Annotated in this window: 15 protein-coding genes; 11 read left to right on the forward strand and 4 right to left on the reverse strand. The window is 60.2% G+C overall.

Features of this window, described 5'->3' with window-relative positions; genetic code table 11:
• Window positions 1–27: 27 nt before the first annotated feature.
• The 4 genes from pstS (at window position 28) to pstB (ending at window position 3,772) form a co-directional block, all read left to right on the forward strand.
• Complete coding sequence (gene pstS, locus AC13RM_RS06960) at window positions 28–999, forward strand: phosphate ABC transporter substrate-binding protein PstS (protein WP_374817066.1); 972 nt, start codon at window positions 28–30, stop codon at window positions 997–999.
• Between the two features lie 76 nt (window positions 1,000–1,075).
• On the forward strand, window positions 1,076–2,047 hold the full coding sequence (gene pstC / locus AC13RM_RS06965; RefSeq protein ID WP_113229636.1) for a phosphate ABC transporter permease subunit PstC: 972 nt from the start codon (window positions 1,076–1,078) through the stop codon (window positions 2,045–2,047).
• Window positions 2,048–2,057: 10 nt separating this feature from the next.
• Complete coding sequence (gene pstA / locus AC13RM_RS06970) at window positions 2,058–2,909, forward strand: phosphate ABC transporter permease PstA (RefSeq protein ID WP_374816872.1); 852 nt, start codon at window positions 2,058–2,060, stop codon at window positions 2,907–2,909.
• 29 nt (window positions 2,910–2,938) lie between these two features.
• A complete protein-coding gene (pstB, locus tag AC13RM_RS06975; RefSeq protein ID WP_374816873.1) occupies window positions 2,939–3,772 on the forward strand; it encodes a phosphate ABC transporter ATP-binding protein PstB in 834 nt (277 codons plus the stop codon).
• Between the two features lie 141 nt (window positions 3,773–3,913).
• Here pstB and AC13RM_RS06980 read toward each other — a convergent pair whose 3' ends face one another.
• Window positions 3,914–5,158 carry a GGDEF domain-containing protein gene (locus AC13RM_RS06980; protein ID WP_374817068.1) on the reverse strand — a complete coding sequence of 415 codons (1,245 nt, stop codon included), beginning with the start codon at window positions 5,156–5,158 and terminating at the stop codon, window positions 3,914–3,916.
• A 412-nt stretch (window positions 5,159–5,570) separates the two neighbouring features.
• Here AC13RM_RS06980 and clpP point away from each other — a divergent pair, with 412 nt between their 5' ends.
• The 4 genes from clpP (at window position 5,571) to hupB (ending at window position 11,096) form a co-directional block, all read left to right on the forward strand.
• Window positions 5,571–6,203: an ATP-dependent Clp endopeptidase proteolytic subunit ClpP gene (gene clpP, locus AC13RM_RS06985; RefSeq protein ID WP_015339477.1), complete on the forward strand. Its 633-nt coding sequence runs from the start codon at window positions 5,571–5,573 to the stop codon at window positions 6,201–6,203.
• 297 nt (window positions 6,204–6,500) lie between these two features.
• Complete coding sequence (gene clpX, locus AC13RM_RS06990; RefSeq protein ID WP_015339478.1) at window positions 6,501–7,778, forward strand: ATP-dependent Clp protease ATP-binding subunit ClpX; 1,278 nt, start codon at window positions 6,501–6,503, stop codon at window positions 7,776–7,778.
• Window positions 7,779–8,196: 418 nt separating this feature from the next.
• Entirely contained in the window at window positions 8,197–10,617 is a 2,421-nt protein-coding gene (lon, locus tag AC13RM_RS06995; RefSeq protein WP_112337550.1) for an endopeptidase La, read from the forward strand.
• A gap of 203 nt (window positions 10,618–10,820) precedes the next feature.
• Window positions 10,821–11,096, forward strand: a complete 276-nt coding sequence (gene hupB, locus AC13RM_RS07000) for a DNA-binding protein HupB (protein WP_015339480.1) — start codon at window positions 10,821–10,823, stop codon at window positions 11,094–11,096.
• A gap of 185 nt (window positions 11,097–11,281) precedes the next feature.
• Here the strand turns inward: hupB and AC13RM_RS07005 are convergent, their stop codons facing one another.
• Window positions 11,282–11,923 (reverse strand): dihydrofolate reductase family protein, encoded by a 642-nt coding sequence (locus AC13RM_RS07005; protein WP_285174120.1) that lies wholly within the window; start codon window positions 11,921–11,923, stop codon window positions 11,282–11,284.
• Window positions 11,924–12,012: 89 nt separating this feature from the next.
• Here AC13RM_RS07005 and AC13RM_RS07010 point away from each other — a divergent pair, with 89 nt between their 5' ends.
• Complete coding sequence (locus tag AC13RM_RS07010) at window positions 12,013–12,531, forward strand: winged helix-turn-helix transcriptional regulator (protein WP_285174121.1); 519 nt, start codon at window positions 12,013–12,015, stop codon at window positions 12,529–12,531.
• A 150-nt stretch (window positions 12,532–12,681) separates the two neighbouring features.
• Here AC13RM_RS07010 and AC13RM_RS07015 read toward each other — a convergent pair whose 3' ends face one another.
• On the reverse strand, window positions 12,682–13,419 hold the full coding sequence (locus AC13RM_RS07015; RefSeq protein ID WP_285174122.1) for an SDR family oxidoreductase: 738 nt from the start codon (window positions 13,417–13,419) through the stop codon (window positions 12,682–12,684).
• A gap of 143 nt (window positions 13,420–13,562) precedes the next feature.
• Complete coding sequence (locus AC13RM_RS07020; RefSeq protein WP_285174123.1) at window positions 13,563–14,549, reverse strand: aldo/keto reductase; 987 nt, start codon at window positions 14,547–14,549, stop codon at window positions 13,563–13,565.
• 224 nt (window positions 14,550–14,773) lie between these two features.
• On the opposite strand from AC13RM_RS07020, the gene AC13RM_RS07025 reads away from it, so the two are divergent.
• Both AC13RM_RS07025 and AC13RM_RS07030 read left to right on the forward strand, forming a co-directional pair.
• A complete protein-coding gene (locus AC13RM_RS07025) occupies window positions 14,774–16,009 on the forward strand; it encodes a metallophosphoesterase family protein (RefSeq protein ID WP_285174124.1) in 1,236 nt (411 codons plus the stop codon).
• Entirely contained in the window at window positions 16,009–19,464 is a 3,456-nt protein-coding gene (locus AC13RM_RS07030) for an ATP-binding protein (protein ID WP_488554730.1), read from the forward strand. Before AC13RM_RS07025 ends, AC13RM_RS07030 begins: the two co-directional genes overlap by 1 nt.
• Window positions 19,465–19,470: the final 6 nt, after the last annotated feature.

Below are 19,470 nucleotides of genomic sequence, written 5' to 3' on the forward strand. Positions count from 1 at the left end.
TGCCTGACTGCAGGCTTCATCGCGGCTATGTCCGTTTCGGCCTCCGCTGCCGACATCACGGGCGCCGGCTCGAGCTTCATCGCACCGGTTCTGTCCAAGTGGGCTGAAGGCTACAAGGCTGCGACGAACAATGTCGTCAACTATCAGTCGGTCGGTTCGGGCGCCGGCATCAAGCAGCTCCTCGACAAGACCATCGTATTCGGCGCTTCGGACAAGCCGATGAGCGACGCCGACCTCGAGAAGAACGGCATTGCCCAGTTCCCGATGATCTCCGGCGGTATCGTCGTTTCCTATAACGTTGAAGGCGTAAAGCCGGGCGAACTCGTTCTTGACGGCAAGACGCTGGCCGACATCTTCCTCGGCAAGATCGCCAAGTGGGACGATGCAGCCATCAAGGCGCTCAACCCCGATGTAAAGCTGCCGTCCACGGCAATCTCGGTCGTTTACCGCGCCGACAGCTCGGGCACGACCTTCAACTTCACCGACTACCTGTCGAAGGTTTCGCCGGAGTGGAAGGAAAAGGTTGGCTCGAACACGGCCGTTGAATGGCCTGTTGGCTTCGGCGCCAAAGGTTCGGAAGGCGTTTCCACCACCGTCAACCAGACGGCTGGTTCGATCTCCTACGTTGAATATTCCTACGTCGTCGCCAACCACATCGGTTTCGCGAAGATGAAGAACGCTGCCGGCAAGGTTATCGAGCCGAGCCTCGAGACCTTCAAGGCTGCCGCTTCCAATGCCGATTGGGCCAAGGCCAAGAACTTCAACCTGATCATCACCAATCAGCCGGGTGAAAAGAGCTGGCCGATTGCCGCTTCGACCTGGGTTCTGCTCTATAAGAAGCCGGCCGATGCTGCTAAGAACGAAGAGGCACTGAAGTTCTTCAAGTGGTCCTATGAGCATGGCCAGAAGGACGCGACCGCCCTGTCGTATCTTGCGGTACCGGACAATGTTGTCGAGATCGTCGAGAAGTCCTGGAAGACGGACTTCGGCACGAAGTAATTTGTGTTAGGCGAGAAAGTTGCGGCGGACAGGGTATTGCCCTGTCCGCCTTTCGTGACAGGACAAGGGGAAATCGATGGCTGACGCGACTCAGATGGCTGGCTTCCAGGCTGTGAATACCTCAGCCGCGACCAGAAAGTTTCGGATTCAGGACCGGATTTTCTATTTGATGACGCTTGGCTCGGCTATTCTTGTCGTGCTTCTGCTGCTGGCCATCCTCGTGGTTCTTGTCATCGATGCCTTGCCCACATTTCAGACCTTTGGCTTGTCGTTCCTTTGGGGTACCAAGTGGAGCGCGCCGGCCGATATTTATGGCGCCGTCCCTGCCGTGGTCGGCACACTCGTAAGTTCGTTCATCGCCATGTTGATTGCCGTTCCCCTCGGCATCGGCATCGCCATCTTCCTCACGGAACTTTGCCCCGGCAGCCTGCGCCGTCCGATCAGTACGGCCATCGAGCTTCTGGCGGGCGTTCCCTCCATTATCTATGGCATCGTCGGCCTGTTCATTCTCGTGCCGCTGATGCAGAACAATATCCTGCCTTTCCTGATGGCGACGGTCGGCCAGGTGCCGGTAATCGGCCTGCTGTTCCAGCCGCCAGCACCGGGCGTCGGCCTGCTGACGGCAAGCCTCGTGCTCGCCGTCATGATCCTACCCTTCATCACCGCGATCTCCCGCGACGTGTTCAGCACCGTGCCGCCGATGCTGCGTGAATCCGCCTACGGCATGGGCATGACGACATGGGAAGTGGCCCGCCACATCCTGATCCCCTACACGCGCCGCGGCCTCGTCGGCGGCATCATGCTTGGCCTTGGCCGCGCGCTTGGCGAAACCATGGCCGTCACCTTCGTCATCGGATCGGTGAGCCGCCTGCAATCGTCGATCATCTCGCCGTCCACCACCATTTCCGCCCAAATCGCGAACAATTTCGGCGATGCCGACGGTCTGCAATTGTCGAGCCTGATTGCGCTCGGCCTGCTCCTGTTCGTCCTGTCCTTCTGCGTGCTCGCGCTGGCGAGATGGATGATCGGCCGCGGCGACTCGCACTGAGGAAAAAACCATGGACAATGCAATTCGTCAGAACCTCGTGTCGAGGCGTTATGGGAAGAACCGGGTGATGATGGTCTTGTGCTTCATCGCGGCCATCCTCGGCATCTTCTTTCTCAGCGTGATCCTTGCGACCCTGCTTTATCGCGGCATATCGGCGCTGAGCCTCGACGTGTTCACCATGTCGATCCCGGCCCAGGGGTCGCGCGGCGGTCTGATCAACGCGATCTACGGCACCGTGCTGGTCACGGGCCTAGCCATCGTGATCGCCGCACCGATCGGCATTCTTGCCGCCACCTATCTTGTGGAATATGCCAACGGCAGCAAACTTGCCGAGGCTGCCAAGTTCCTCAACGACATCTTGCTGTCCGCGCCCTCGATCATCATCGGCGTGTTCGTCTACGGCGCCGTGGTCGTGCCTATGCACGGCAATTCCGCTATCGCGGGCATCCTTGCGCTGGCGCTGATCGCGCTTCCGGTCGTCAACCGCACGACACAGGACATGCTGTTGCTGGTACCAAACGCGCTTCGTGAAGCGACCGCAGCGCTCGGCGCTCCGCGCTGGAAATCCATGATGATGGTGGTTTACCGTTCCGCCTGGACCGGCATTCTCACCGGCATCCTGCTGGCCGTCGCCCGCATCAGCGGCGAAACCGCGCCATTGCTCTTTACGGCCGGTTACAGCAAATTCATGAATACAGACCTGACCGGTCCGATCGCCACATTGCCAGTTGCGATCAATACGCTCGCTGCCGATGCCGGCGAGGATCTCAAACAGCTGGCCTGGGCCGGCGCGTTGATCATCACCGTTGCCATCCTTGCGCTTAACATCCTTGCCCGTGTCTTGAGTGGGCGCCGCCAGTGACGCAGCCGCCGAACGATAGGAATGAGACCATGAACATGAGCGACAGCAAATTCCAGAGCGTCAACGCACAGCAGGGGAAGGACGCCGCTTCCCAGTCGGATCTCGGCCTGGCGAAACTTGAGGTGAAGAACCTCGATTTCACCTATCAGAACGGCCACCGCGTTCTGAAGAGCGTGAACATGAATATCCGCAAGAATGCGGTCACCGCCTTCATCGGCCCTTCGGGTTGCGGCAAATCCACGCTGCTGCGCACCTTCAACCGCATGTATGATCTCTATCCGGGCCAGACGGTTGCGGGCGAGATCCTGCTGGATGGCCGCAATATTCTCACCAAGGACGTCGATCTGAACGATTTGCGCGCCAAGGTCGGCATGGTGTTCCAGAAGCCGACGCCGTTCCCGATGTCGATCTACGAGAACGTCGCTTTCGGCATCCGCCTTTATGAGAAGGTCTCCAAGTCGGAAATGGACGCACGCGTCGAAGCGGCGCTGACGGAAACGGCGCTGTGGAGCGAAGTCAAGGACAAGCTGCACCAGAGCGGACTTGGCCTTTCCGGCGGCCAGCAGCAGCGCCTCTGCATCGCTCGCGCCATCGCCATTCGTCCCGAAGTCCTGCTGCTCGACGAGCCGACCTCGGCTCTGGACCCCATCTCGACCGCCAAGGTCGAGGAACTGGTGTCGCAGTTGAAGGGCGACTTCACCATCGTTATCGTCACGCACAATATGCAGCAGGCAAGCCGTATCTCCGACAGCACCGCTTTCATGTATCTCGGCGAACTGATCGAATATGGCGCAACCGAGCAGATCTTTCAGGCGCCGAAGGTCAAGCGCACGGAAGACTACATCACCGGTCGTTACGGCTGATACGGCTGGACATTGCCGCACAATTTGCCAAGGCGCGCTGTTCAGGCGCGCCTTTTGCGTTTGAGAATGGCCGCCTTGTTGGGCTGTCGTATGATTTGATCAAGCTAAGGCCTATCGAATGGGATATGCCGGATGAGCCGATTACATCCTGGCGAGCGTGCCCATGCGCCGCAAGGCGTGGATCTGGTCGTCGAGCGTCGGCACCAGCTCACCTTCATCCGCTGCGGTCGTCGCGTCTGGCTCTCTGGCGGTCTCCATTTCATTGAAGACGATGGTGCAGTTGCGGCCTGCGCGCTTGGCGGCATAAAGTGCGCGGTCTGCAAAGGAGACAAGCCGGTCCCAGCTGACGGTGTCGCGCGGCATGATCGCGACGCCGACGCTGACCGTCGCCGGCACCAGCGAGCGGCCGGCAAGCAGCGGCACCCGGCAGAAATCGGCGCGGATGGTTTCCGCCAGCGCTTCCGCCTGCGCTTGATCGTCTATCGGAACGAAGGCGACGAATTCCTCACCGCCCATTCTCCCGAATGCGCCGCTACGTGGCACGAACTGGCGGGCAATGCGGGCAAACTCGACCAGAACCGCATCGCCTGCCTGATGGCCATGACGATCGTTGATCTTCTTGAAATGGTCGAGATCGAACAATAGGGCGGCAAGCTTTGGCGGCTCCTGCTGGTCTTTCCCGACGAGAATATCGTAGCTTTCCTGAAGCCCGCGCCGGTTCAGAACTCCCGTCAACGTATCGGTGATGGAAATCGCCCGCCAACGGCGCTCGGCGCGTTCCATGAGAAGCTTCCCATTGAGAACGATGGCGACGATGATGAGCAGTGCATAGCCGAGTGCCATGTAGCCACGATAGATCATGGCCTGTTCCAATGGCGGGGCCACCAACACCATCCAGAGAGCCGAGCCGAAGCAGAAGCAGGCGAGTGTCACGAAGACGATGCCCAGCTGCCCGCGCGCCGGTTCGCGCCGCCCATCGGCCGGCTGAACGGCAAAGGCGAGCAGGGTCGCGCCGACGGCGCCCGCGAGATCATAGACGATGATGCGATTGACGAAATCATCGGTGACCCAGGGCAGGCTGGCGCCAATCAGCCAGAGCATGGGGGGCAGGAATGCCGACCATTCCAGCTTGCGTTTGTCCATTATGCGGAAGCCGGCGATCCAGGCGCTTTCGCCAAGCAGCCCGACGGCATTGCCGATCTGGATCGACCAGATGTCAGGGATGACGCCGCGAGCTGCCACCAAGGCGAATCCCGCCGCGCTGACCGTGAAACCCAGAGCCCAGATGAGATAGGCGGGGGACTTGCGGTCGTGCCGCCAGGCAAGAAGGAGAACGGTCGCCAGGGTGATGGCTTCCGAACACCAGATGGTGAGGCCTGTGGTCATATTCAGCACGATCGGACGTCTCCGCTGTTTTGGTCCGTCGGCGCAAGCAGCACGACGATTTCCGCGATCGGCTCATCCTTGCCCAATAAGATGGCAAGTTCCTTAAATGAGTTGGTAAATTTTGCCTGTGGTGGAGATCGCCACCCGGCCGGGTACGGACCTTCATGCTTCCTTCACCTTGCGGCCGCGAATTGTAGTGGGTAGCGGACGATGCGTCGCTGCGGCACCTTGGCATTCGAGGAGCCGTGGTTAGAAATGCTGTATGAACGCTTCGTGGGGTATGAGTGCTTTTTGACGTTATGCTTTCGGGCGTCTTGAAGTGCAGGGCAGGGACACTCTATGTAGGAGTAAAGGATTTTTACTCCGATTCCCGGCGTCTCCATCGCCGGGGCAAGTTTGATAAAGGACGCACATGAGAAATCCAGTCGATACAGCTATGGCTCTGGTGCCGATGGTTGTCGAGCAGACCAACCGCGGGGAGCGGTCTTACGATATCTATTCCCGCCTGCTGAAGGAACGCATCATTTTCCTGACCGGACCGGTCGAAGACCATATGGCGACGCTGGTGTGCGCCCAGCTTCTCTTCCTCGAGGCCGAAAACCCGAAGAAGGAAATCGCGCTCTATATCAATTCGCCCGGCGGCGTCGTCACCGCCGGCATGGCGATCTATGATACGATGCAGTTCATCAAGCCGGCCGTTTCGACGCTCTGCATCGGCCAGGCCGCATCCATGGGTTCGCTGCTTCTGGCCGCCGGCGACAAGGACATGCGTTTCGCAACGCCGAATTCCCGCATCATGGTTCACCAGCCTTCGGGCGGTTTCCAGGGCCAGGCTTCGGACATCGAACGCCACGCGCGCGACATCATCAAGATGAAGCGCCGTCTCAATGAAGTTTACGTCAAGCATTGCGGCCGGACCTATGAAGAGGTCGAGCAGACGCTCGATCGTGATCATTTCATGTCCTCGGATGAGGCCAAGGAATGGGGTCTGATCGACAAGGTGCTGACGTCGCGTACTGAAATAGAAGGTGAAACCGCCTCGTGATTATCCACTAGGCGGTGACTTCTACGCCACAGTTCTATCCCATTTGTGATCGAATAGGGGTTTAATGTGGAGCGGAACGCGGTAATAGTACGCATTAATGCTATGTAGCGTTTTTATGACATAGCATTCGGCATTCGAAGGGGGATTCGTTGCCACGCAGTTCGGGTTGGTTGCCTGGCCTGCGTTCAGTACCCTGAAGGGCGCCGCGATCTGCAAACGAGGGGCAGGTCCGGCGGGCGCATAGAGTGGACCGCAATTTCAATTTGGAAATTTGCGGCGTGCTGGAAGGAAAGTGATATGAGCAAAGTCAGCGGCAGCAACGGCGGCGACTCAAAGAACACGCTTTATTGTTCGTTCTGCGGTAAGAGCCAGCATGAAGTCCGGAAGTTGATCGCCGGACCGACCGTATTCATCTGCGACGAGTGCGTCGAGCTATGCATGGACATCATCCGCGAGGAAAACAAATCCTCGATGGTGAAGTCTCGTGACGGTGTTCCGACCCCGCAGGACATCATCAAGGTTCTTGACGAATACGTCATCGGCCAGCGGCAGGCGAAGAAGATCCTCTCCGTTGCCGTTCACAACCATTACAAGCGTCTCGCTCACGCATCGAAGAACGGTGACGTCGAGCTGGCGAAGTCGAACATCATGCTCGTCGGTCCGACAGGCTGCGGCAAGACCTATCTCGCCCAGACGCTCGCCCGCATCATCGATGTGCCGTTCACCATGGCCGATGCGACGACGCTGACGGAAGCCGGCTACGTCGGCGAGGACGTCGAAAACATCATCCTGAAGCTGCTGCAGGCCGCCGACTACAACGTCGAGCGCGCGCAGCGGGGTATCGTCTACATCGACGAAGTCGATAAGATTTCCCGCAAGTCGGACAATCCGTCGATCACGCGCGATGTCTCGGGCGAGGGCGTGCAGCAGGCGCTTCTGAAGATCATGGAAGGCACCGTGGCTTCGGTTCCCCCTCAGGGCGGCCGCAAGCATCCGCAGCAGGAATTCCTGCAGGTGGACACGACCAACATCCTCTTCATCTGCGGCGGTGCATTTGCCGGCCTCGACAAGATCATCTCCGCCCGTGGCGAGAAGACTTCGATCGGCTTCGGCGCGACCGTCAAGGCACCGGATGACCGCCGCGTCGGCGAAGTGCTGCGCGAGCTGGAGCCGGAAGATCTGGTGAAGTTCGGTCTCATCCCGGAATTCATCGGCCGCCTGCCCGTTCTGGCGACGCTGGAAGATCTGGACGCGGATGCGCTGATCCAGATCCTGTCCGAGCCGAAGAACGCGCTGGTGAAGCAATATCAGCGCCTGTTCGAGATGGAAGACGTCGAGCTCACCTTCCACGAGGATGCTCTGCGCGAAATCGCTCGCAGGGCGATCGTCCGCAAGACGGGTGCCCGCGGTCTGCGCTCCATCATGGAGAAGATCCTCCTCGATACCATGTTCGAGCTACCGGCGCTGGAAGGCGTGCGCGAAGTGGTCATTTCCGAGGAAGTGGTTCGCGGCTCGGCCCGCCCGCTCTACATCTATGCCGACCGGCAGGAGGAAAAGGCCAACGCAACGGCCTGATCCATCATCCATGATCACGAATCGGGGGCTCGTCATCGACGGGCCCCTTTCTGTTTGAAAAATCGCACGGTTTGCTGATAAAGTCTTGGATAAGCTTATGGGAATGCCGTCGAAACCGGTTGTGAAGAACCCCAGCTGCAGCCATGATGGCATGATTCTGGAGCACGAGGCGGACGGGGCGCAGGCCCGGCGTTTTTCTTCGGATCTTAACGTCGCCGGCAGCGTTCGAGTTGTCGGGCTTTGGTGTTTTGTTGTTGCGTTCCTCCTTGCGGATATGCGGGATCGTTGCCTTGTGGCGGGCGTTTCCTGTGACTTGAAATAGGCAGTGTGAAGCTCCACTTGTTTACCAAGTGAGAGAGCCGGCTAAATCCCCCCGCCGGCAGAGAGCCCGGGAACGGGACGACGGAAAGGAAATGACATGAGTAAGAAAACGTCTGCGGCACACGACAGCATTGCCTATCCGGTATTGCCGTTGCGCGACATCGTGGTCTTCCCCCACATGATCGTGCCTCTGTTCGTCGGACGGGAGAAATCCATTCGCGCGCTGGAAGAGGTCATGGGTTCGGACAAGCAGATCATGCTCGTCACCCAGATCAATGCCAGCGATGACGATCCCGCGCCGGACGCCATCCACAAGGTCGGCACCGTTGCGAATGTCCTGCAGCTGCTGAAACTGCCCGACGGCACCGTCAAGGTGCTGGTGGAAGGCCGTGCGCGCGCAGAAATCGACGAATATACCGGCCGTGAAGACTTCTACGAAGCCCTTGGCCATGTCCTGCATGAGCCGGAAGAAGACCAGGTCGAGCTCGAAGCTTTGAGCCGCTCCGTCGTTTCCGAATTCGAGAGCTATGTGAAGCTCAACAAGAAGATTTCGCCGGAAGTGGTCGGTGCAGCCAGCCAGATCGATGATTATTCGAAGCTGGCGGACACCGTTGCATCGCATCTTTCGATCAAGATCACCGAAAAGCAGGAAATGCTGGAAACCACCAGCGTCAAGGCTCGCCTGGAAAAGGCGCTCGGCTTCATGGAAGGCGAGATTTCGGTTCTGCAGGTCGAAAAGCGCATCCGCTCGCGCGTCAAGCGCCAGATGGAGAAGACGCAGCGCGAATATTACCTGAACGAACAGATGAAGGCGATCCAGAAGGAGCTTGGCGACGGCGAAGAAGGCCGTGACGAGATGGCCGAACTGGAAGAGCGCATCTCCAAGACCAAGCTGTCGAAGGAAGCCAAGGAAAAGGCCGATGCCGAGCTGAAGAAGCTCAGGCAGATGAGCCCGATGTCGGCTGAGGCGACCGTGGTGCGCAACTATCTCGACTGGCTGCTGGGCATCCCCTGGCACAAGAAGTCGAAGATCAAGGCCGACCTGAACAATGCCGAGAAGATCCTCGAAGCGGATCATTTCGGCCTGGAAAAGGTCAAGGAGCGCATCGTCGAATATCTGGCCGTCCAGGCTCGCGCGACGAAGATCAAAGGCCCGATCCTCTGCCTCGTCGGCCCTCCGGGCGTCGGCAAGACCTCGCTCGCTCAGTCGATCGCCAAGGCGACCGGCCGTGAGTATGTCCGCATGGCGCTCGGCGGCGTTCGCGACGAAGCCGAGATCCGCGGTCACCGCCGCACCTACATCGGCTCGATGCCCGGCAAGGTCATCCAGTCGATGAAGAAGGCGAAGAAGTCCAACCCGTTGTTCCTGCTCGACGAGATCGACAAGCTCGGCCAGGACTATCGCGGCGATCCGTCTTCGGCCCTGCTTGAGGTGCTGGACCCGGCGCAGAACTCGACCTTCATGGATCACTACCTGGAAGTCGAATATGACCTATCGGACGTGATGTTCATCACGACGGCGAATACTTTGAATATCCCTGCGCCCCTGATGGACCGCATGGAAGTCATCCGTATCGCCGGCTATACGGAAGATGAGAAGCGCGAGATCGCCAAGCGGCACCTGCTGCCGAAGGCCATCAAGGAACATGCGTTGCAGCCGGAGGAATTCTCTGTCACCGACGGCGCCCTGATGGCGATTAGCCAGCAGTACACCCGCGAAGCCGGTGTTCGTAACTTCGAGCGCGAATTGATGAAGCTCGCCCGCAAGGCGGTCACCGAGATCATCAAGGGCAAGGTGAAGTCGGTCGCCGTCACGGCGGAGAATATTTCCGACTATCTCGGCGTGCCGCGCTTCCGCCACGGCGAAGCCGAGCGCGACGATCAGGTCGGTGTTGTCACCGGTCTTGCCTGGACCGAAGTCGGCGGCGAACTGCTGACGATCGAAGGCGTGATGATGCCGGGCAAGGGCCGCATGACGGTCACCGGCAACCTCAAGGAAGTCATGAAGGAATCGATCTCGGCGGCGGCCTCCTACGTCCGCTCGCGCGCTGTCGATTTTGGCATCGAGCCACCTCGCTTCGACAAGAGCGACATCCACGTGCACGTGCCGGAAGGTGCGACTCCGAAGGATGGCCCGTCGGCCGGTGTCGCCATGGCAACCGCGATCGTCTCGATCATGACCGGCATCCCGGTTTCCAAGGATGTTGCCATGACGGGTGAAATCACGCTGCGCGGCCGTGTGCTGCCGATCGGCGGCCTGAAGGAAAAGCTGCTGGCAGCATTGCGCGGCGGTATCAAGAAGGTGCTGATCCCGGAAGAAAACGCCAAGGATCTGGCGGAGATTCCGGACAACGTGAAGAACAGCATGGAAATCATCCCCGTGTCGCGCATGGGGGAGGTGATCAAGCACGCGCTTGTCCGCCGTCCCGAGCCGATCGAATGGGATGGCACCGTGGAAACGCCTGTGATCGCAACGGTCGAAGGCGTCGACGAAGTGGGTTCTACCATCGCTCATTGAGCCCCTTCGCCTCAATTCTGTCGAATTGACATAAATGGACGAAAAGACCGGCATTTTTGCCGGTCTTTTTTTGTGAAAAGCGTGTGGCAACGCTTGCTTTTCCTTGATTTGCAGGGCTTTTGGGGTTGCGGCGGGTAAGAGCATTGCTATTTTGCGCCCCGCTTACTGATAAGTCGTTTCATACCAGAGAAAGGGGTGGAAACATGAACAAGAATGAGCTCGTGTCCGCAGTGGCCGAGAAGGCCGGTATCACGAAGGCTGACGCTGCTTCCGCTGTCGACGCTGTTTTCGATACTGTCCAGGCCGAACTGAAGAAGGGCGGCGACATTCGCCTTGCTGGTTTCGGCAGCTTCACCGTTTCCCACCGTGCAGCCACCAAGGGCCGTAACCCGTCCACCGGCGCCGAGGTCGATATTCCTGCCCGTAACGTACCGAAGTTCACGCCCGGCAAGGGCCTGAAGGACTCGGTCAACAGCTAATTCGTTTCACCCGCTACGAGGCTTTAGCCTTGCGGGGTGGACAAGATTGGGGCCCGCAAAAGCGGGCCCTTTTTTATGGTCCCATGCAGATTAGGCGCTGAGCAATCGATAGGAGATGCGAACATTCGCACTTTGTCAAAGCGGATGGCTCCAACCCGCGCAGATGACGAACGATATGATGGCTCTCACTTCTTCAAGACGATGTGCGTGGCTTTCGCAGTCGCCTCGTGGGCGGCGACCTGAAAGCCAAGCGAAGGCAGGTCGATGCCGGCAAACATTGCCTCGCCCCTCCCGAGCACGACTGGCGAAATGGCATAGTGTATCTCGTCGACCAAGCCCGCCTGGAGATATTGCCGCACCGCGCTGACACCGCCGCCGATCTTGATATCCTTGGCCCCGGCCGCAGCCTTGGCCTGCACGAGCGCGTCCTCGATCCCGTCCGTGACAAAATAAAAGGTCGTACCGCCTTCCATGACGATCGGCTCGCGCGGATAATGCGTCAGGATGAAGGTCGGTGCGTGATAGGGCGGATTGTCGCCCCACCAGCCTTTCCAGTTTTCATCGGGCCATTCGTCGCGGATGGGGCCGAACATATTGCGGCCGAGGATGAAGGCACCAAAACCGGTATTTGCCAACGCTGCATATTTCGCATCGGCACCCTCGGTTTCACCCTCTTTGCCGAACATCGCCTGGAATGTCTGGGTCGGGAAGAACCACTCAAACAATTCCGGCCCGCGCTTGCCCAAAGGGTCGTTCAGGCTTTGCTCCGGTCCAGCCCCGAAGCCATCGATCGAGAGCGAGAATCCTGCAACACGAACTTTCGACATGCTGTCCTCCATCTAATTGCAATTTGCAACTGGTTGTGTGTTAGCATGGCTCGCTCTACATTGCAATCGATTCACCAAAGGAAGCGAATATGGATATCGAGCGGCGGTCGGGATGCCCGATCAACCTGACAATGGAAGTGTTGGGGGATCGCTGGAGCTTGGTCGTCATTCGAGACATCATGTTCGGCAATCGCCGACATTTTCGCGAACTGCTCAATCGCTCCGAGGAGGGGATTGCCTCCAACATACTCGCCGCGCGCCTAAAGCGCCTTGTTTCACTCGGCTTGATCACCAAGCTGGACGATCCCAGCCACAGTCAGAAGGCGATTTACAGCCTGACGGAACCGGCGATTCAGCTTGTGCCGATGATCGCCATGATCGGCGCCTGGGGTAGGCGGCATCTGCCTGCCAGCGAAGACCTGAGCATCCGCGCCGAACTTCTTGAGAAAGGCGGACCGGCGCTTTGGGATGACTTCATGAACGATCTTAGAAACATTCACATTGCGGACCCGATCGGCGGAGCAAATGGGAGTGTCACATCGCCCGTTTTGATGGGTCTTACAAACGCCTTTCTCGAGGTGCGCGCAAAAATGGAACGCAAAGAGTGAGATCGTTTTGCGCCGCTAACTGCGGGAATGCTTCGATTCGGTGACTGTGCGCAGAAACCGCAATGCTCGCTGAAGATGTAAAATGGCGGTAAGCACCGCTATCTCGGTTGGAGCCGTTTGTTATAGAATCCGTTTTTCTGCCTGGCGACGTCAGAGCAGCGTCCGGCCGCCATTGACCGCAAGCTTCTGACCGGTGATGAAATCTGCCTTGCTCGAGGCGAGGAAGACGACGGCGTCGGCGATATCCTCCGGCCTGCCGAAATGGGCCATCGGCGTGTGCGCGAGATAGCCGTCCCTTGCTTCTTGCGAGGCATCGGAATGGCGCTCGACCGGTATCCATCCAGGCGCAATGAGATTGACGGTAATGCCTTCCGGCGCGAGCTCCCTTGCCCAGGACCGCGTCATCGAAAGCATCGCGCCCTTGGCGGCGGCATAATTGCCGAAATTCGGATTGCCAAGCTCAGCGATCTCGGAACCGATATTGATTATGCGGCCGGATTTGCGCGCCCGCCAATCGGGGAGCACAGCTTGGAGCAGCTCCAGAGGCGCCTTGACGAAGAATTCGAGCTGGTCGAGGTAAGTCCGCCAGGATTGCTCCATGAGCGGCATTTCGGGCTGAGGGCCTGTGGCATTGTTGACGATGAGATCGACCGGTCCGAGCGCTGCCTCGATCTTTTCCAGGCCGTCCACGAGCTGGTCCTTGTCGATCACGCTGAATTGTGCGGCATAAGCTTGCCCACCACGCTGCCGAATGGTCTCGACGATCTTCTCGGCCCCCTGAGTGTCGCTCGCATAGTTGACGGCGACGGCCCAGCCGGCCTCGGCAAGCTTCAAGGCGATCATCGCACCCAGACCGCGAGAGGCGCCCGTTACCAGCGCTACTTTCATGGCATTCCTCCTTGGGCCTGTCCGGCCCTTTCCTCAACGGCGGCGAGCTTGGCAGCAGCATATTGATGCTGTCTCTGTACCTGCGGAACAATATGCCCATCGTGGCCGAAGCTCGTTCCGGCCACGTATTTCAGATATGGATGTTACCAGCGATGATGAACATGCGGCGCGATCAGGCGCTCGTAGATCTCGCGCGTCGCCGCCATGACATCGGCCGGAAGCGGAGCGAGATCGGCCGCGGCCGCGTTGGCCTTAGCCTGCTCGGCATTGCGCGCACCCGGAATGACGACGGTGACGGCATCGTTCATCAGGATCCAGCGGAGTGCAAAGGCTGCCATGCTCGCACCGGCCGGAACCAGCTTGCGCACTTCCTCCACGGCCTGGAGACCAACCTCGAACGGCACGCCCGCAAAGGTCTCGCCGACATCGAAGGCCTCGCCGTGGCGATTGAAGTTGCGGTGGTCGTCGCTGGCGAATTGCGTATCGCGGGTGATCTTGCCGGAGAGCAGGCCGGAGGCCAGCGGCACGCGGGCGATGACAGCCACGTTCTTGCGCTTGGCTTCCTTGAAGAACAGATGGTCGGGACGCTGGCGGAAGATGTTGTAGATGATCTGGATGCTGAGCACGCCCGGATATTCGATCGCCTTCAGCGCTTCCTCGACCTTCTCGACGCTGACGCCGTATCCTTTGATCTTGCCAGCCTTCTGCAATTCGTCGAGACCGGCAAAAACTTCGGGCCGATAGAGAACTTCGGTCGGCGGGCAGTGAAGCTGGACGAGGTCGAGGCTCTCGACGCCGAGGTTCTTCAGGCTGCGGTCGATGAAGCTTTCGAGATTGGCCTTGTTATAGCCGTCGGCGACATGCGGGCTCAGCCGTCGACCGGCCTTCGTCGCCACCATCGGGCGCTCGCCGCCGCGTGCGTTCAGCACATCGGCAATGATCTTTTCCGAGCGGCCGTCGCCATAGACGTCGGCGGTGTCGATGAAGGTCATGCCGGCATCGAGAGCGGCGTTCAACGCCGCGCGGCCGTCGGCCTCGCTGACATCGCCCCATGCGCCGCCGATCTGCCAGGCCCCGAAGCCGACATCCGTCACGATAAAGGGCGTCCGTCCAAAGGCATGATGTCTCATGAAAAGTCTCCTCTCTTTTATTCGTAAGATGATAGCGCAGTAGCAGCCGTCCGACAGGGCCACAAGCGCACATTGGCGATCGAGGATCGCAATCGCGTGACTGAGAAACATGGCAGGCGCTGGCCGGCTTACGAAACCGTTGGATGAAGCCGTAGGCGCGGTATTCATCGCGCCTCCATTTCCGTACAAGGGAAGGACAGCATATCTGATTGCTATTGGAGCCCATGCCCTCTTTCAGCTTCATCCACGCCGCCGATCTCCATCTTGGCAGCCCCTTCCTGGGCCTGGCTTTGAAGGACGCCGCCGTTGCGGCGGTCTTCGTCGAAGCGAGTCGCAAGGCGTTCTCGACCCTTGTGGGCTTGGCGATCGAAAAACGCGTCGATTTCTTCGTCATTGCCGGCGATGTCTATGACGGCGATTGGAAGGACAACAAGATCGGCCTGTTCTTCAACCGCGAGATGGCGCGGCTGGAGCGGACGGGAATTCCGGTCTACCTGCTGCGCGGCAATCACGATGCGGCGAGCGTCATCACCAAGACCATCACATTGCCGCCAAACGTCCACGAATTTCCGACCAGCAAGCCGGGTAGCGTCAGACTGGAAGCGCTGAAGGTGGCACTGCATGGCCAAGGCTTTGCCGAACGCTCCGCTAACGACAATCTGGCGATCACCTATCCCGCGCCCGTTTCCGGCTGGTTCAATATCGGCATTCTCCATACCTCGCTCACCGGCCGCGAGCCGCACGCGCCCTACGCGCCGTGCTCCGTGGATGACCTGCGTTCGCGCGGCTATGATTACTGGGCGCTCGGCCATGTGCACGACTTTGAAGTGGTGGCGCAGGAACCGCTCGTCATTTTTCCCGGCAATCTGCAGGGTCGCAATATCCGCGAGCGCGGTACCAAGGGCGCAGTGCTGGTGACTGTGGAAGACGGGCGGATCGATCATGAGCGGCTGATCGTCGATGAAGCGCGTTTTGCGCAAGTCGATATCGTGGTTGGACCGGAGGACGATCAGGCGGCGATCCTGCGCCATGTGGAGCAGGCGGTGCAGCCGATTGCCGATGAGATGGCGGGGCGTATGACCGCGCTGCGCGTCCGGCTTTCCGGTGTGTCACCGTTATACGGCGCGATAGCCGCCAACCGCCAGCAATGGCGCGACGAGGTGGAAGCTGCCTGCCATCGTGTGCATGAGGATATCTGGCTGGAAAAGCTCGAACTGCGGCTGGAGCCGCCGCCGGAAAGATCGGCGGAGGCGGACGGCGCGCTCGATCTGCGCCAGCTGCTGACAGACCATGCCGGCGATACCGATATTGCGACGGAGGCAGCCCGGTTGATCGACGAGATCGCAGTGCGCCTGCCGGGCGGCCTCGGCGCGACGGAACGGCCACTGGACGACAGCATGGATGCTCTCATCGAAGAGGCTCGGCAATTGCTGCTGACGCGCGGGCAGGGGGCAGGCTGATGCGCTTTACCCGCCTCGACATTCTCCGCTACGGTGCGCTGACCGATCGAGCGATCGACTTTCGCCCCGATGCACGGCTGCATGTGATCTATGGTCCGAACGAGGCGGGTAAATCTTCGGCTTTGAGCGCGATCTCCGATCTTCTCTTCGGTTTCCCGACCGCTGCCGAGCAAAGCTTCCTGCATGAGCCCGGAGCCTTGAGGATCGGCGCTGACATCAGCGCGCGTGACGGTGCACGCTTAAGCTTCCGCCGCCGCCGCGGCCGCAAGGGCACGCTTCTCGCGCCCGACGACAAGGAGACGGCGCTCGCCGAAGATGCGCTTGCGCCCTTCCTCGGCAATCTCAGTCGCGATGTCTTCGAGCGCGCCTTCGGTCTCGATTCGCAGCGATTGCGGCAGGGCGCGTCCGCCATGCTGCGCAGCGGCGGCGAGATCGGCAGCCTGCTATTTTCGGCGGCGTCCGGACTGACCGGCCTCTCACGCCTGCGCCAGTCGCTGGAAGCGGAGGCTGACGGCATCTATGCGGCCAGGCGCTCGAAGGACCGCGGCTTCTATCAGGCCCTCGACCGTTACGAGGATGCCCGCAAGGCAGAGCGAGACAACGAGCTGAAGTCCGGCGACTGGAAGAAGCTGCTTGCCGAAGCCGCTGAACTTGAGACGGAACTGGAGCGCCTGCAGGCGGAGCGGCGCGGCACGCGCGAGTCGCTGGATCGGCTTAAGCGGCTGAAGACCCTGCAGCCTCTGCTGTCAGAAATCGATGCGGAAACTCATGCGCTCGATGGCCTTTCCGATCTTGCCGCCATACCGGACGGCTTTGCCGACAAGCTAGAACAGAGACTGCGGGATAAAGAGGCGAGCGAAGCGGAACTGCGACGCGCGCGGCAAGCCGTTCTGCGCGCGGAAGAGGATCTCTCGCGCATCCAGGTGGATGAAGCGTTACTGCGGATGTCGACCGATATCACGCAGCTCTTTGCCGATACCGGCAACTACCGCGCCCAGCGTCACGATCTGCCGCGCGTCGATCAGGAGCTTGCCGGTTACGACACAACGCTCGCGCAGCTTACCCGTCGTCTTGGTCTTGCCGAGGCTGAGCTGGAGCGGCGGCAGCCGAGCGATATCGATCGCGCGCGCCTGTCCGAATTGGTGGAGCAGGGCAGGCAGCTTGCGCGGCAGATGCAGTCGCTTGCCGAGCAAGCTGACGGTGAGCGCAGGCAGTTGGCCGCGCTCGAGAAGGACAGCCTTAACGGGCGGCTGATCGATCCGAGACCTTATATTGACCAACTCGAGGCTTTGGGCAGTGATCTCTCCGCCTTGGCCCGCCTTGATGGGTTGGAAACCCAGATACGCCGCACCGAGGCCGATCTTCACGAGACGGCCGGACGTCTGCAGCCACCGATCGGTGACATTGATATATTATTCTCGGTACCGCTGCCGGAAGTGACGGAGATTACAGGACATCGCGATGCGATCGACGCCGCGCGATCGAAGGTGCGCGACGCCACCGGCAAGCTGCAGACCTATGATGAGCAGCTGGCTGAGATAGAGAGGATCCTTGCAGACGCCGAGCGTACCGGGCCAGTTGTCACGCGCGAGCAGATCATCGCCGCGCGCGAAAGTCGTGATGCGCAATGGTCGTCCATCCAGGAAAAATGGAAGGGCGGCGTAACGCCGGAAGCGAAGATTCTTGCGGGATTGGCCGTCAGCGTGGCCGAGGCGGACCGTCTGGCCGATGCCGCCCTCAGCGATGCGGATCGTGTCGCGCGCCACGCCGACTATCGTTTGCGGCAAACGCGCCTGCTGCGGGAGCGGGAGGAGGCTTCCGTTCGGCTCAAGGGTTGCGAGAAAGCACTGAAGGATGCACAGGCAGCCTTCGCAGCCCTTTTTGAGCCTTGCGGCGTCGATGCCCTCGATCCATCGACGATGCTAGAATGGCGCCGCGCAGTGGAGCTGCTGCGACGCGAGCGCAAGGCTTTGCGGGATTTAGTCGATCAACGCGATGAGAATGCACTGGCGGAAGACCGAGTCTTGCCCGCTCTGCAGGATATCGTCGAGGCGACTGGCTACAAGAGTGGCCGTCTTCCGCCGGCAGCGATTGCGGAAGGCCTGCGCAAGCATCTCCGCCTTCTGTCCGAACGCTGGAGCGAAAGCCGCACGCGGGAAGGGGAGATCGGTGCGGCGCGTGAAAGGCTGGCCCGGTTCGGCGACCAGCAACAGAGCTTGGAGCGACAGCACACCGATTGGCGTGGCGCCTTCGCCAAAGCCGTAGAACTGCTCGGTCTGCCATCCGACACGACGCTGGATATGGCAAATGCCGCCTTGAAGGCATGGCAAGAATTGCCCGATGTCCTGGCGGAGCGCGAAAACCGCCTGCGCCGGGTCAGCGGCATGCGGCGCGACATGGCGGATTTCGAGCGGCGGTTGGCGACCCTTGCCGCCAATAGCGGCTATGAGCTGGATCATCTGTCGCCGGATGCCGCGGTCGAGGCGCTGCACACGCACGTCAACGTCATGCGCGGCGAGCTGAAGAAGCGCGACGGTCTCGAAGAGGATCGGCAGCGTGGAGAAGCGCTTGTGGCGCGGCAGGAAGCTGCCCTTGCCACCATTGCCGCCGATCTAGACCAGTTGACTGCGGATCTCGGCGGCGTCGACGATCTGCCAGCACTGCTCTCCCGCCTGCGTGAACGCTCGCGTCTGACCGCCCGGCTCGCCGAAAGCCGTGATCGATTCCGACTGCAGGCCGACGGCAAGGCCGAAGACGAACTCCGCGCGGAGCTAGCAGGCTTCGAACGCGTTGCTGCCGATCTCGAAATCGAGCGATTGACCGAGGAAGATCAGCGGCAGTTCGCCGTCCATGGCGAACTTTCCGCACGGCTGGCGGAGAACCGCCGGCAACGACAGGCACTGGAAATGGGCCCCAGTGCCGAATACGCGGTTTTCGAGAAGCTCTCGGCCGAACAGGAGGCAAAGGATCTCGCGCGGCAATGGGTCGTGCTGAAGATTGCAGCCCGCATGCTGGCAGGATCGATGGAAGCCTATCGCGAGAAGCAGGCCGATCCCGTCATCAGCCGTGCCGGCGAGCTGTTTTCGCAGCTGACGGGTGGCCGCTTCTCCCGCCTTGTCGAAGCCCATGATGAAAGCGATGCGCTGCAGTTGCTGGCGGAACGTGCGGCCGGCGAACGCGTGCCGCTCGACGGTCTGAGCGAGGGGACGGGCGACCAGCTCTATCTCGCGTTGCGGCTGGCGTTCCTCGAAGATTACTCCGCCCGCAACGAGCCTGCGCCGTTGATCGTCGACGACATCTTCCAGACCTTCGATGACGAGCGTGTCAGCGCAGGCTTGCAGGTGCTTGCCGCGACGGCCGATCGTTTCCAGACGATCCTGTTTACCCATGAGAGAAGCGTGGTCGACATCGCCAAGAGCGAGATCGGCCGTGATCTGGACCTGATCCAGCTCTGACGCGGT

The sequence above is a fragment of the Martinezella sp. CNPSo 3732 genome (assembly GCF_057784515.1).